12 protein-coding genes are annotated in these 13,115 nt (G+C 54.4%); 3 read left to right on the top strand and 9 right to left on the bottom strand.

From position 1 onward, the window contains the following. Positions 1 to 52 precede the first annotated feature (52 nt). The 3 genes from aceF to ampD form a co-directional block, all read right to left on the bottom strand. Positions 53 to 2,083, bottom strand: coding sequence for a pyruvate dehydrogenase complex dihydrolipoyllysine-residue acetyltransferase (aceF, locus tag FKN99_RS08245; protein WP_172117412.1), 2,031 nt, complete (start codon positions 2,081 to 2,083; stop codon positions 53 to 55). A gap of 59 nt (positions 2,084 to 2,142) precedes the next feature. Beyond that, entirely contained in the window at positions 2,143 to 4,815 is a 2,673-nt protein-coding gene (aceE, locus tag FKN99_RS08240) for a pyruvate dehydrogenase (acetyl-transferring), homodimeric type (protein ID WP_172117411.1), read from the bottom strand. A gap of 382 nt (positions 4,816 to 5,197) precedes the next feature. Further along, positions 5,198 to 5,782: a 1,6-anhydro-N-acetylmuramyl-L-alanine amidase AmpD gene (gene ampD / locus FKN99_RS08235; protein ID WP_172117568.1), complete on the bottom strand. Its 585-nt coding sequence runs from the start codon at positions 5,780 to 5,782 to the stop codon at positions 5,198 to 5,200. 107 nt (positions 5,783 to 5,889) lie between these two features. On the opposite strand from ampD, the gene nadC reads away from it, so the two are divergent. Further along, entirely contained in the window at positions 5,890 to 6,744 is an 855-nt protein-coding gene (gene nadC, locus FKN99_RS08230) for a carboxylating nicotinate-nucleotide diphosphorylase (protein ID WP_172117410.1), read from the top strand. A 24-nt stretch (positions 6,745 to 6,768) separates the two neighbouring features. On the opposite strand, the gene FKN99_RS08225 is transcribed toward nadC, so the two are convergent. Next, positions 6,769 to 7,299: a GNAT family N-acetyltransferase gene (locus FKN99_RS08225; protein WP_172117409.1), complete on the bottom strand. Its 531-nt coding sequence runs from the start codon at positions 7,297 to 7,299 to the stop codon at positions 6,769 to 6,771. Between the two features lie 100 nt (positions 7,300 to 7,399). Between FKN99_RS08225 and tsaA the strand changes: the two genes are divergently transcribed. After that, positions 7,400 to 8,131, top strand: coding sequence for a tRNA (N6-threonylcarbamoyladenosine(37)-N6)-methyltransferase TrmO (gene tsaA / locus FKN99_RS08220; protein WP_172117408.1), 732 nt, complete (start codon positions 7,400 to 7,402; stop codon positions 8,129 to 8,131). 9 nt (positions 8,132 to 8,140) lie between these two features. Here tsaA and purC read toward each other — a convergent pair whose 3' ends face one another. The 3 genes from purC to dapA form a co-directional block, all read right to left on the bottom strand. Then, on the bottom strand, positions 8,141 to 8,857 hold the full coding sequence (purC, locus tag FKN99_RS08215; protein ID WP_172117407.1) for a phosphoribosylaminoimidazolesuccinocarboxamide synthase: 717 nt from the start codon (positions 8,855 to 8,857) through the stop codon (positions 8,141 to 8,143). Between the two features lie 30 nt (positions 8,858 to 8,887). Then, complete coding sequence (gene bamC, locus FKN99_RS08210; protein WP_172117406.1) at positions 8,888 to 9,871, bottom strand: outer membrane protein assembly factor BamC; 984 nt, start codon at positions 9,869 to 9,871, stop codon at positions 8,888 to 8,890. Between the two features lie 95 nt (positions 9,872 to 9,966). Then, the gene (dapA, locus tag FKN99_RS08205) at positions 9,967 to 10,851 is read right to left on the bottom strand and encodes a 4-hydroxy-tetrahydrodipicolinate synthase (RefSeq protein ID WP_172117405.1); all 885 of its coding nucleotides are present in this window, start codon (positions 10,849 to 10,851) and stop codon (positions 9,967 to 9,969) included. A gap of 251 nt (positions 10,852 to 11,102) precedes the next feature. On the opposite strand from dapA, the gene FKN99_RS08200 reads away from it, so the two are divergent. Beyond that, the gene (locus FKN99_RS08200; protein WP_172117404.1) at positions 11,103 to 11,579 is read left to right on the top strand and encodes a peroxiredoxin; all 477 of its coding nucleotides are present in this window, start codon (positions 11,103 to 11,105) and stop codon (positions 11,577 to 11,579) included. A 106-nt stretch (positions 11,580 to 11,685) separates the two neighbouring features. Here FKN99_RS08200 and FKN99_RS08195 read toward each other — a convergent pair whose 3' ends face one another. Both FKN99_RS08195 and FKN99_RS08190 read right to left on the bottom strand, forming a co-directional pair. Next, positions 11,686 to 12,783: an AI-2E family transporter gene (locus FKN99_RS08195; RefSeq protein ID WP_172117403.1), complete on the bottom strand. Its 1,098-nt coding sequence runs from the start codon at positions 12,781 to 12,783 to the stop codon at positions 11,686 to 11,688. Beyond that, a complete protein-coding gene (locus tag FKN99_RS08190) occupies positions 12,783 to 13,043 on the bottom strand; it encodes a sulfurtransferase TusA family protein (protein ID WP_172117402.1) in 261 nt (86 codons plus the stop codon). The genes FKN99_RS08195 and FKN99_RS08190 overlap by 1 nt, the downstream gene beginning before the upstream one ends. Positions 13,044 to 13,115 lie beyond the last annotated feature (72 nt).

Raw genomic sequence — 13,115 nt, 5'->3', positions numbered from 1 at the left:
TGATACCGCATCAAACGGCGCCACGACAATCCACATCATGCCGACAACCTGATTACAGCAACAAGCGGCGAATATCGGTCAACACATCCGCCAGGAATGCCGTGAAACGCGCAGCATCCGCACCGTTAATTGCCCGGTGATCATAGGAAAGCGACAGCGGCATCATCAAGCGCGGTTGGAAGGCACCGCCATCCCAAACCGGCTTCATTTGGGCTTTGGAAACACCCAAAATAGCCACCTCAGGCGCATTCACGATCGGCGTAAACGCCGTGCCACCAATCGAACCCAGGCTCGAAATAGTGAAACAGCCACCGGTCATCTCTTCCCGCTTGAGCTTCTTGGTTTGTGCCTTTTTACCCAGCTCTGCCATGTCCTTGGCAATCTCGATCAAGGACTTCTTATCGGCATCACGCAGTACCGGCACCATCAAGCCATCAGGGGTATCAACAGCAATACCGATATGAACGTAGTTCTTCCATACCAGCGTTTCGCCGTCGCCTTTTAAGCTGACGTTAAACTGCGGGAACTTACGCAGCGCAAAAGCACACGCTTTCACCAGGAAGGGCAGCGGGGTTAACTTGGCCCCCTGCGCTTCAGCTTCGGCTTTCATCGACTTACGGAAGTTCTCAAGCTCGGTGATATCCGCTTCGTCAAACTGGGTCACGTGGGGCACGTTGAGCCAGCTACGATGCAGATTGGTCGCGCCCATTTTCAACAGGCGGCCCATCGGCTTCTCTTCCACTTCACCGAACTGGCTGAAATCGACGTCCGGAATCGGCGGAATACCGGCGCCACCCGTGGCGGCAGCTGCTCCGCCCGATGCTTGCGCCTTGCCCTGGTTCGCAATGACCTGCTTCACATAGGCCTGAACGTCCTCTTTGAGCACGCGCTCTTTGGGGCCGCTGGGCTTAACCAGGCCAATGTCGACGCCAAACTCGCGGGCCAGCATACGCACGGCTGGGCCTGCGTGTACCAACTTGCCATCACGCGGCTTGTGCGCGGCCATTTGCGCTTCAGGGCTGGGCGTACCGCCTACGGTTGATGCGCCCTGCTTGGCAGTGCTCTTCTCAGCGGTTTTCTGAGCAGTCTCCTTCTTCGGCGCTGGCTTGGAAGCGGCTTTCTTCGCGCCCGCTACTTCCATATAACCAATGATATCGCCTTCAGAAACGGTATCACCCTCTTTAACGGTCAGCTCAAGGAGCTTGCCTTTATAGGGGCTGGGGACGTCCATGGAGGCTTTATCAGATTCCAGCGTAATCAACGGATCTTCTTCGCTGATCTCATCGCCTACTGCCACACCGATCTCAATAATCGGTACGTCGGTAGAGCCGGAAATATCCGGAACGCGGATCTCCTTGCGCTCTGGCTCGCCGCTGGCCGCGTCGTCTTCGCTGTCGTCGCTGCGGGTATCTTCAGGCTCGCTGCTGGAGGCGCTCGCCTCTTCCTCAGCAGGCGCTTCATCGTCGGCCTCGTCGCTACCTTCACCTTCGATTTCCATCTGGCCGATAACATCGCCTTCAGAAACCGTGTCGCCTTCTTTAACGGTAAACGCGACAATTTTGCCGGTATGCGGGCTCGGCACATCCATGGAGGCTTTATCAGACTCCAGGGTGATCAGCGTATCTTCAGCATCGATACTATCGCCTTCACTCACCGCAACTTCGATGATCTCAACGTTGTCAGAGCCGCCTAGGTCCGGCACTTTGATATCCACGGTTTGCTTACCGCCACCGGATTTCCTGGCGCTTTTCTGCTCGGACTTGGGCTTCTCTTCGGCCGCAGGGGCTTCTTTCTGCTCGGGTTCGGACGCTTGCTTGTCGACCTCTTCCTCGGCATCGCCGCTGCCTTCCGCTTCCAGCTCAACGATATCGTCACCTTCGGAAACGGTATCGCCTTCTTTAACCAGCACTTTAACGACTTTACCGCCCTTCGGGGCCGGTATATCCATGCTGGCTTTATCAGACTCCAGCGTGATCAGGGTGTCTTCCGCTGCAATGACGTCGCCTTCCGACACCGCGATCTCGATGATTTCGACACCTTCGCTACCGCCGATGTCGGGCACTTTGATGATTTCGCTACTCAAGGTCGCGCTCCTTTCAAATCGGATCGAGCCGGCGGGTACTTAACCCGCCGGGCAGCGGTTTAGCTGGTCAGCGGGTTCGGCTTGTTAGCGTCGATGCCATATTTGTTCATGGCTTCGCCAACCTGCTTACGTTCAATCTCGCCACGCTCAGCCAGTGCACGCAGGGCCGCTACAACAACGAAGTAGCGATCCACCTCGAAGAAGTAACGCAGCTTCTTACGCGTGTCCGAACGACCATAGCCATCGGTACCCAGAACAGTATAGTCGCCTGGTACCCATGCACGGACCTGATCCGCATAGAGCTTCATGTAGTCCGTCGAAGCAATGACCGGACCGTCACGGCCTTCCAGGCATTTCGTCACGTGCGGCTTATTGGCCTCAGCGTCCGGATTCAGGAAGGATTCACGCTCAAGCAGCAGCGCTTCACGACGCAGTTCGTTAAAGCTGGTCACGCTCCAGATGTCAGCGCCAACACCCCAGTCTTGTTCGAGCAGCTCAGCGGCGGCTTCCACTTCACGCAGAATGGTGCCAGACCCCATCAGCTGAACGCGGCCCTTGTCGCCCTTCGTCTCACGCAGCAGGTACATGCCTTTGACGATATCGTCGACCGGTACGTTTTCAAGCTCCGGATGCTCGTAGTTCTCGTTCATCACGGTCAGGTAGTAGAAGCAGTTCTCTTTATCAGTGAACATGCGCTTCAAACCATCCTGAACGATGACAGCGACTTCGTGACCGTACGTGGGGTCGTAGCTACGGCAGTTAGGAATGGTCGACGCCTGGATTAAGCTGTGGCCATCCTGGTGCTGCAAACCTTCGCCATTAAGCGTCGTACGCCCGGCGGTACCACCGACCATAAAGCCACGTGCCTGCAGGTCACCTGCGGCCCAAGCCAAGTCGCCAATGCGCTGGAAGCCAAACATCGAGTAGTAGATGTAGAACGGCAACAGCGTCAGGTGGTTATTGCTGTAAGACGTGGCAGCCGCCATCCACGCGGACATCGCGCCGGCTTCCGTAATACCTTCTTCGAGAACCTGGCCTTTCTGGTCCTCGCGGTAGTACATGATTTGGCCTTTATCCATCGGCTCATACTTCTGGCCTTCGGCGGTATAAATGCCGAGCTGACGGAACATACCTTCCATACCGAAGGTACGCGCTTCATCAGGGATAATCGGAACGACCAGCTTGCCAAGCTTCTTGTCTTTAACCAAGCCATTGAGCACACGCACAAAGGACATGGTGGTCGATACTTCACGACCTTTTGAACCCGCCATTTGCGTGGCGAAGGTTTTGTCTTCAAGCGTGGGGATTTCCAACGCTTCAAAATCGCTTTTGCGGCTCGGCAGGTAGCCGTTTAAGCGCTCGCGTTGCAGGTGCATATACTTAAGCTCGGGCGAATCATCTTCTGGCTTGTAGTAAGGCACTTCCTTGAGCTGCTCATCGGAAAGCGGAATACCGAAGCGGTCGCGGAAGGTCCGCAGTGCTTCGTACTCCATGCTTTTCACCTGGTGCGCTTCGTTGGCTGCTTCGCCATCGCCGCTACCCATACCGTAACCTTTTACCGTATGCGCCAGGATAACCGTCGGCTTACCGTTAGTGGAGTTAACGGCTTCATGATAGGCCGCATAGACCTTGAACGGGTCGTGGCCACCGCGATTGAGCTTCCAGATATCATCATCGGAAAGATCTTTAACCATTTCTTCGGTTTCAGGATACTTACCAAAGAAGTGCTCACGGGTGTAAGAGCCGCCGTTAGCCTTGTAGTTCTGGTACTCACCGTCGACCGCTTCATCCATACGTTTTTGAAGGACGCCTTTACTATCCTTCTCAAACAACGGATCCCAGTGACGACCCCAAACGACTTTAATTACGTTCCAACCGGCACCGCGGAAAACGCCTTCAAACTCGTCCATAACGCGAGAGTTACCGCGTACAGGGCCGTCCAGACGCTGCAAGTTACAGTTGATAACGAAGATCAGGTTATCCAGGTTCTCACGACCTGCCAGTGAGATGGCACCCAAGGATTCCGGCTCATCACACTCGCCATCGCCCATGAAACACCAGATCTTGCGATCGTACATGTCTTTCATTTCACGATGATGCAGGTACTTCATCACGTGGGCCTGGTAGATCGCCTGGATTGGGCCAAGGCCCATGGAGACGGTCGGGAACTGCCAGTAATCCGGCATCAGCCAAGGGTGCGGATACGATGACAAGCCATCGCCATCTACTTCCTGACGGAATCTATCCATCTGATCTTCAGACAGACGACCTTCCAGGAAGGAGCGTGCGTAAATGCCCGGCGCTACGTGACCCTGGATGTAGATCAGGTCGCCAGCGAAGTCATCTTTAGGCGCACGGAAGAAGTGGTTAAAGCCCACATCATAAAGGGTTGCCGATGACATAAAGCTGGCAATGTGGCCGCCAAGCCCGGGGTTGGCCCGGTTATTACGAATGACCTGGGCGATCGCGTTGTAGCGAATCAAGGAGCGAATGCGCCGCTCCATGAACAGATCACCAGGCATCCGCGCTTCACGATGCAGCGGAATCGTGTTGCGGTGCGGGGTTGTCACCGAGAAGGGCACCTTCATCCCATCCCGGCGCAATCGATCCGCCAGGCGGGTCATCAGGTAACGGGCGCGATCTTCGCCCTCACGATCCAGCACCGATTCCAGGGATTCCAGCCACTCCGTGGTTTCGACCGGATCGAGATCTTCTCTTGTCTCCAGACTCATAGAGGTCTCTCCGAATGACGATAAATGACATGAGCCCCGCCAACCCGTACGGGTTTGGGGCAGCTGCGGTGATTGATGGCCACCGCAGAAAAGCATTTGCGCGGTAACGCTAATGTTTTTTTAGCTCTATATTCAACGAGCTACAGACCACTGAATGTAGTAAAGCTACATAAATGTCGTAAAAGTTAGCCTTTTGTATATAGGAAGATACCGCAAAGTCGCCACGCTGCCAATTCCGGAGTAGTGGAAAAGCGTATCGAAAACAAACTATTGCACTGCAACATAGACGCTTCGACAGTGCTTCCTATTACTCTTTATGCGTAGGCAGTGTAGCTAAACTACCGTTTTATTTTCTTGTCGTTGAACAACTTAATCGCTCTTTTTAAAGCGTATCAAGGTGGGTTTTCGCCAAACACTGGTAAAAGTAGGCCCAATCAAAGGCGGGCCCTGGGTCCGTTTTACGCAGCGGCGCGATATGCGCATGGCCCGTCATTCGTGACGCATCAAGCGCTGGGTAGCGAACCATTAACCACTGAGTGACTTCTGCCAGCGCGTGGTACTGCGCCTTGGTAAAGGGCGTTATGTCATCACCTTCCAACTCAATGCCCAGTGAAATGTCATTCAATGCCTGCCGCCACTGCATGGCGTGGCTATCCCACCAGCGTGAACGCCCAGCGTGCCAGGCGCGCTGATCCGTATTCACGAACTGCACGCACTCACCATCACGCCGGATAAGCAGGTGCGCTGAAACGCGTAAATGGGCAATCTCGGCAAAAAAAGGGTGCTGGTCCGTTGCCAGTTGATTAGTGAACAGCGCCTCTATCGCATCACCACTAAATTGCCCAGGAGGTAAACTGATCGCATGCAGTACCAATAACGATACGTCATCAGTAGGTCGCGCATCATAATTGGGCGAGTCAACCCTGCGCGCCCTGCCCCACCAGCCGTCGTGTGTCTGGTCATTAATCACCCACAAAGTCTCCTTTACGTCGCGCTCTTTTCACTGCTCTCATTAGCGGCTCTCTTTTACTATAATGCCGGTCTCATTTGATCATGCCCAGAGAGCTCACCGCCATGAATAACCAAAATGCGCTAGCTGAAGAGATCAGCACCTGCGTGACTCGCCTGCTTAACGAAGATATAGGCTCAGGCGATATTACTGCCCAGCTAATTCCCGAGGACCAGTGGGCAACGGCGACGGTGATTACCCGTGAGTCTGCGGTGCTGTGTGGGACTGCGTGGGTCGATGAAATTTTTCAGCAGTTGGATGCGCGCGTCACGCTTCGCTGGCTAGCCGCTGACGGCGACTTGCTGGATAAAGGCCAAGGCTTTTTGGAACTGGAAGGCCCGGCACGTAGTTTGTTAACCGGGGAGCGCGCGGCGCTCAACATGTTACAAACGCTGTCTGCCACGGCAACCGCAACGCGCCGCTACGTCAACTTGATTGAGGGTACCGGCGTTCGCCTGCTCGATACCCGCAAAACGCTTCCCGGCCTGCGTTTGGCGCAAAAATACGCTGTTACGTGTGGCGGAGGCCACAATCATCGAATAGGTCTTTGGGATGCATTCTTAATCAAGGAGAACCACATTTCGGCATGCGGCGGCATCAAGGCCGCGGTGAGTCATGCAAGGGCACTTGCCAAGGATGTGCCGGTAGAGGTGGAAGTAGAGACCTTTGAAGAGCTTGACCAGGCATTGGCGGCCGGGGCTGACATCATCATGCTGGATAATTTCGCACTTGAAGATTTGTACGTAGCAGTCGAACTGAACGGCGGGCGCGCCACGCTTGAGGCCTCAGGCAATGTCGATGCGGCTACGCTCAAAGCGATTGCCGATACGGGGATCGACTGTATTTCCAGCGGCGCGCTGACCAAAGATATCCAGTCCATTGATCTCTCCATGCGAATTACCCGCAGCTATAGCGTATAGCCAGGGTCAGAGTTAGTCTCAAGCTCAGGTTTCAATCGCACTCAGGCGCTTTTCCATCCGATAGCGCTGAAGTGACTCACCGCTTCGTTCAACCCACTGCTCGCCCAGGTTTTCCCAGCCTCGGCGCAGCAGGCGGTCATAAAGCATCAGGCTCGCCTCAATCTCTATGCGATCAACTCCCTGCTCCAACAGCATACGCTCAGCATGAATCAACAGTGTGGTGCCAATACCACGCCCGGTCAGCGAGGGCCACACATACAGCGTTTCGATACGCCCTTCCTTCACATCAAGCTCAAGGAAGCCCACACAGCGCCCGTCGCACACCGCCACCAGTGTAGTGTAAAGCGCGTGGCGAACCGCCCAGGCGCTGGCTTCACGGGGCAGCGCATTGGCCCAGGCGCGCCGCTGGCTAAGCTCATAGTGGCTGGCTGCGCCTTGCATGACCGCATGGTAAAACACTTCTGCCTGGTCGGCGGCGTCGCGCGCTAAAGCAGCGCGGTAGGTCACCCTCGCCGCCGGGGCTTTTGGCGCAGAAAGCTCCTCGGTCGTTGGCATGCATCACCTCTAAGCAGTTATCGAAATGGGGATCAAGCATTCGGCGTATAACGTCAGCCTGCTTTATACTTGGCCGCCTATCTCAGCATAAGGCAGTAGCATGCACAATGCCCCTGAAAGTGCGTCCTTTACGCTGACGCCTATCGGTTACGTTGTTAGCGACTACCCGGACAAGTTTGGCATCCCCCGCCAACCGGGCCTGGCGCAGGCGGCCAACGCCAGTCTCGTGCTAACGGCACCCTATAACGACCCCTTAACGGTGCGTGGACTGGAGGATTTTAGCCATCTTTGGGTGTCATTTATTTTTCATCAAAGCCCAGAGCGTTGGACGCCATTAGTACGCCCACCACGGCTTGGGGGCAACCGCAAGGTAGGCGTATTTGCCAGCCGCAGTACCCATCGACCTAACCGGCTGGGCCTCTCGCTGGTAACGCTGGCCGGTATCGACACACACCAAGGGGTTCGTTTAAGACTCGAAGGCTGCGATTTGGTGAGCGGCACCCCGGTGGTCGATATCAAGCCCTACCTGCCCTGGGCCGAAGCACGCCCTGAAGCTGTCGCCGGTTTTGCACCGCAAGCCCCCGTGTTGCTGCCCGTCACGTTCAGCCACGATGCGCTGGATACCTTGGCACGCCGCGTTGATAGCGCAAGCTTGTATGCCTTGATCGAGCAAGTGCTTGGGCAAGACCCACGCCCCGCTTACAAGCAAAGCGAGGTGCCTGGGCGTGTCTACGGCGTTAGGCTGCGCGATGTCGATGTGAAGTTTCGAGCCCTACACAACGACGAAGCCACCACGTTAGAAGTGGTGGCTATCGACATCATGACTGGCTAGTACGGGCGATCAGGCAGGAAAGGTGATTCCCAGACGCCGACCTACTTCTTCGTAGGCTTCGATCACGCCGCCCAGGCCTTGGCGGAAGCGGTCTTTATCCAGCTTCTCTCGGGTATTGGCATCCCACAGGCGGCAGCCATCCGGAGAGAACTCATCGCCCAGCACCACTTCGCCTTTGAACACGCCAAACTCAAGCTTGTAGTCCACCAGCAGCATATCGCCTTCGGCAAACAGTTGCTTTAACACGTGGTTAACCTTGAAGGTCAGCGTTTTCATCTTGGCCAGCTGCTCGGGCGTTGCCCAACCAAAGGTTTCTGCCAACGACTCGTTGATCATCGGGTCGCCTTTTTCGTCGTTCTTCAAGAACAGCTCAAAGGTAGGCGGCGTAAGTGCAACACCTTCTTCAACGCCCAGACGTTTTACCAGCCCACCCGCAGCGATGTTGCGTACCACGCACTCGACCGGAATCATCTGCATTTTCTTAACAAGGCTCTCGGTATCGGAGAGTTGTTTTTCAAAATGCGTAGGGATACCGGCCTCTTGCAAACGCTCCATAATAAATGCGTTGAAGACGTTATTGACCATCCCTTTACGGGCCAGCGCTTCTTTCTTCTTACCATCAAAAGCGCTGGTGTCATCACGAAACTGCAGCACCAGCAGATCCGGATCATCGGTGTGATATACAGATTTTGCCTTACCGGCATAAAGTTCTTGGCGCTTTTCCATGACAGCTCCGAAAGGGATCAAATAAACAGATTAACGTAAATAGCCAGCAACACGTTCTAACAGCTCACGCTGGTCATCGGCATTAAACTCACGCTCACTGGCATTCACCGCGCGTAAAATGGTCTGATTGCCATCGGGCTGCAGCACAATACGTATTTCCTGGGGCATCTTGCGCACATCGGCACTAAATACAATTTGCAGCGGGTTGCGACCACGCTCAGTCTCGGTCATGTATTCCACCAGAAATTCATGACGCTCCGGGCTGGTAGCGAGCAGATTACGCTGACCTTGTAGGGTGAAATCCAACGCGAGATAGTGATTGAGTTCAGCCCAAACACGATCAATCGGCTGGGGAATGACAGCTTCCCACTCATCACCCTGCTGACGAAGCTGTAGCGTTTGCTGGGTATTCAAGCGCTGGGCATTCCAGGAGGAAGCCACGCTCTGTGACGCGCTACGCGCCCCCAGAAACTCTTCCAACGCGTCAAGGCAGCTCGTCATGGTCTGGCCACCACGTTCACAGCGCACTTCACTACTGCCAGAACGCATGGCACTTTGCAGACGTAAATCGGCCTGCGACGTTACGATAACGCCCTGCGACGCATCGCTTTGCTCCACACCTAGTTGACGGCTACGCGCAAAGGATTCCAACTGCGGCCAGACGGCGCCCGTATCGGCCGCCACCACTAGCCAGCTTTGGCTATCTGCTTCCCGGCGTTCCACGTATTCAGGCTCTAGACCACTGCCAATCGATAACGACTGAGGAGCGCGTATTTCCGCAGCTTCTTCGATGCGGGCACCCTGCATGGCTGCTTGAGGAACGGGCAGTGCATCCTGATAGCGCTGCGCATTGCGGGTCTCTGGCAGCACCAGAGGGGGCGCCGGAGCGGCTTCTGTGTAATCCAGGTTACGGTCGTGGTAATAACCATCGCGCGCGCAACCTGCCAGAGCGACAGCCGTTACGAGTGCCAGCGGTATCCATTTAAGCGCACGTTTTTCAAGCACAAAGCTCATCAAGCCACCTTAACAGTCAACAAATCAGTTAACCGGCAGCACATCACTGTGCTCCCGGTAACAAAGGGTATCGCGCTGGGTGTAATGAAAGAGCATTACTCCTCAATCACGCCCGCTAGCTGCAGCGCTTCACTGACAGTGGCGTGGTACTTCTCGGATAACCATGTCAGTGGCAAACGAATACCTGCATCCATATACCCCATCCGGTTAAGCGCCCATTTGACCGGTATAGGATTGGATTCAATGCCCAGATTAGTATGCAGCGGCATTAAACGGGTATTTATTTGATGCGCTTTATCTGCATCGCCAGCGACAGCGGCCGCACATAGCTCATGCATTGCCTTAGGGGCAACGTTCGCCGTCACCGAAATATCACCATGCCCACCCATCAGCATAAACTCGCAGGCCGTCGCGTCATCACCGGAATACAGCATAAAATCACTGCCCTTTAAGCGCGAAATTAGATCTTCTGCGCGCTCAAGGTTTCCAGTGGCATCTTTCAAACCGATGATGTTATCAACGCCTGCCAAGCGTACAACCGTTTCATTGTACAGGTCAGAGCAGGTACGCCCCGGCACGTTATACATGATAACCGGTAGTTTGCTGCCTTCTGCCACCGCCTTAAAGTGCTGGTACAAGCCTTCCTGAGTCGGCTTATTATAATAGGGGCAAACGGACAAACAGTAATCAGCCCCTACTTCACTGGCGTACCGAGCAAGCTCAACGGCTTCAGACGTCGCATTGGCACCCGTACCGGCGATCACCGGAATGCGTCCATTGACCTCCTCCACCACACTGCGGATCACGTCAAAGTGCTCTGCAAATGTCATGGTCGTGGGCTCGCCAGTGGTGCCTGCGGCAACGATGCCGTCTGTTCCGTTATCAAGGTGGAAGTTCACCAGACGACGAAGCGCCTCCCAGTCGATGTCGCCATTGACTTTCATCGGCGTCGCCAGGGCGACGATGCTGCCTGTGATCATCCGTTTATTCCTCATCTACAAAATTATGAGACCAAGCCCAACATGGACATCCAGACAAGGCGCCGAACCACTCTTTTACGCATCATGGCGACTGCCCGTTTGGGCCTACAGAGGGTAAATGGTACTCAGGCGATTCGAGCCTGTACAGCGCAAACCGCTGTGAGTTTGTGATGCACACCTATCATGCCTTTGACATGCTGCCTCAGGTTGCGTGTAATCACCCTATAAGTCGTCAACGATTAGGAGTCTGCATGCATATCGAATTAGGCCAACTTGTCCCCGATTTTTCTGCAAGTGCGACGGGCGATACGACAATCACACTGTCGGAACTACGTGGCAAACAGGTCGTTATCTATTTTTATCCCAAGGCCAGCACACCCGGCTGCACCACCGAAGGCGGCGATTTCCGCGACCATAAAAAAGCGTTCGATAACGCCAATACGGTTATTTTAGGGGTGTCTCGGGACGGTTTGCGTGCCCAGGAAAATTTTAAAGCCAAGCAGGATTTTAACTTCCCGCTCATTTCCGACAAGGATGAAACCGTCTGTACGATATTTGATGTTATCAAACTTAAAAAAATGTACGGCAAGGAGCATCTTGGCATTGAGCGCAGTACTTTCTTAATAGATGCAGCAGGCAACCTTGCCAACGAATGGCGTGGCGTTAAAGTGCCAGGCCACGTAGAGGAAGTGCTGGCTGCCGCTGAAGCACTACACGCGAGTCGTTAATAAAAACGCCCGCCCGGTGTCGTCACCGAGCGGGCGTTAACTTTTCAACAGACTCAGCGTGTTAAGCCAAGGGCATTGTTAACACCCGGGCAGCGGCTGTACGGTCTTATGACTCCGTCTGGATAATACCGTCTTCCTCATCCTGCTCACGAACACCCCGCGGCCAAGCGTAGACCAACGCTTTTAGCAGCGTGGCCAACGGAATGGCGAAAAACACGCCCCAGAAGCCCCAAATACCGCCAAAGAAAAGCACCGCGACAATAATGGAAACGGGATGAATATTATTGGTTTCAGAAAACAGCACTGGTGACAGAACGTTTCCATCCAGCGCCTGAATCACGCCATAGGCAACCAGCACATAAATAAACTGATCGCTTAATCCAAAATGAAAACCTGCTACCGCCATGACCGGCAGTGTAGCCACCGCAGCGCCGATAAAAGGCACCAGCACCGAAAAGCCCACCAGAACGGCCAGCAGCGCTGTATACGGCAAGCCAAAAAAGGTAAAGGTGCCAAACGCTACCGTACCCACAATGATGATTTCGATGAACTTGCCCCGAATATAGTTCGCAATCTGATGATCCATTTCCTGCCAGATGCGCGTTAACAGCGCACGCTTTTGTGGCAACAGCGAAACCGCGAACCCAACCAGCGCCTCGCGGTCCTTCAGCATAAAGAAGACCAGAATGGGCACAAGGACGAGGTAAATAATCAGCGACATGACATTACCCAAAGAGGCCAATGAGAGTGTCAGCGCACGCTGGCCTAACTGGCTAATTTCACGGCTTGCTACACCGATCCAGCTCTGCATTTGATCAGGCGTAACCAGGTTTGGGTAGCGCGCCTGCATCTCATCCAACCACCCCTGGCCGCTGGCAAACATGCGCGGCGTTTCATGTACAAACCCTACCAACTGATTCCAAATCAGCGGCATTAAAATGAACGCAAGGGTTAGCAAAGCACTGATAAAGGCTAGAAAAATAAGAGTAACGGCTAAAAGATGAGGCATCCCTCTTCGCGTTAAAGCGCTCACCACCCCTTGCAGCAGAAAAGCCAGAACCAGCGCGGTAAAAAACGGCGCCAGCATGTGGCCAAACAAGATAATGGCCGTAAAGCCAGCCACCAACACCAGCAATAAGACGAGCGCTTCTTCATCAGAAAAATAGCGTTCAACCCAGCTTTTAAGAATAGTACGCATGGTCATTAGTGTGCGTCTCCCGCCTTACGTATCCAAAAAAAGTACGTGCCTTCATGCTGCTCTCGCGCCGCCATCTCATGATTGCCTTGATCAGTAAACGACGCTATATCGCGCCATGAGCCTGCATCAGTGGCACGCACTTCAAGCAACTGCCCAGCCGCCAAACCGGCTAACGCCTGTTTAGTCTTGAGTAACGGCATCGGACACGGCAGCCCACACGCATCAAGCACCACGTCTGGATGAAAACGTACGAATGATTCAGACATACCTGCTCCCTAAAAATGCCTGCATGATCTCGCCATTGTTGCATAAACTGTTTACGTTGCGATGATCACTGT

Origin of the sequence: Halomonas hibernica, assembly GCF_013183775.1 — a bacterium.
GTDB classification, from domain to species: domain Bacteria; phylum Pseudomonadota; class Gammaproteobacteria; order Pseudomonadales; family Halomonadaceae; genus Vreelandella; species Vreelandella citrativorans.
This window is presented reverse-complemented; position numbering and strand designations above follow the sequence as displayed.

Coding starts and splice junctions, on each gene's coding strand:
- aceE (WP_172117411.1), bottom strand. CDS start 4,815: ATGAGTCTGGAGACAAGAGAAGATCTCGATCCGGTCGAAACCACGGAG.
- nadC (WP_172117410.1), top strand. CDS start 5,890: ATGAATAACCAAAATGCGCTAGCTGAAGAGATCAGCACCTGCGTGACT.
- FKN99_RS08225 (WP_172117409.1), bottom strand. CDS start 7,299: ATGCCAACGACCGAGGAGCTTTCTGCGCCAAAAGCCCCGGCGGCGAGG.
- tsaA (WP_172117408.1), top strand. CDS start 7,400: ATGCACAATGCCCCTGAAAGTGCGTCCTTTACGCTGACGCCTATCGGT.
- purC (WP_172117407.1), bottom strand. CDS start 8,857: ATGGAAAAGCGCCAAGAACTTTATGCCGGTAAGGCAAAATCTGTATAT.
- bamC (WP_172117406.1), bottom strand. CDS start 9,871: ATGAGCTTTGTGCTTGAAAAACGTGCGCTTAAATGGATACCGCTGGCA.
- dapA (WP_172117405.1), bottom strand. CDS start 10,851: ATGATCACAGGCAGCATCGTCGCCCTGGCGACGCCGATGAAAGTCAAT.
- FKN99_RS08200 (WP_172117404.1), top strand. CDS start 11,103: ATGCATATCGAATTAGGCCAACTTGTCCCCGATTTTTCTGCAAGTGCG.
- FKN99_RS08195 (WP_172117403.1), bottom strand. CDS start 12,783: ATGACCATGCGTACTATTCTTAAAAGCTGGGTTGAACGCTATTTTTCT.
- FKN99_RS08190 (WP_172117402.1), bottom strand. CDS start 13,043: ATGTCTGAATCATTCGTACGTTTTCATCCAGACGTGGTGCTTGATGCG.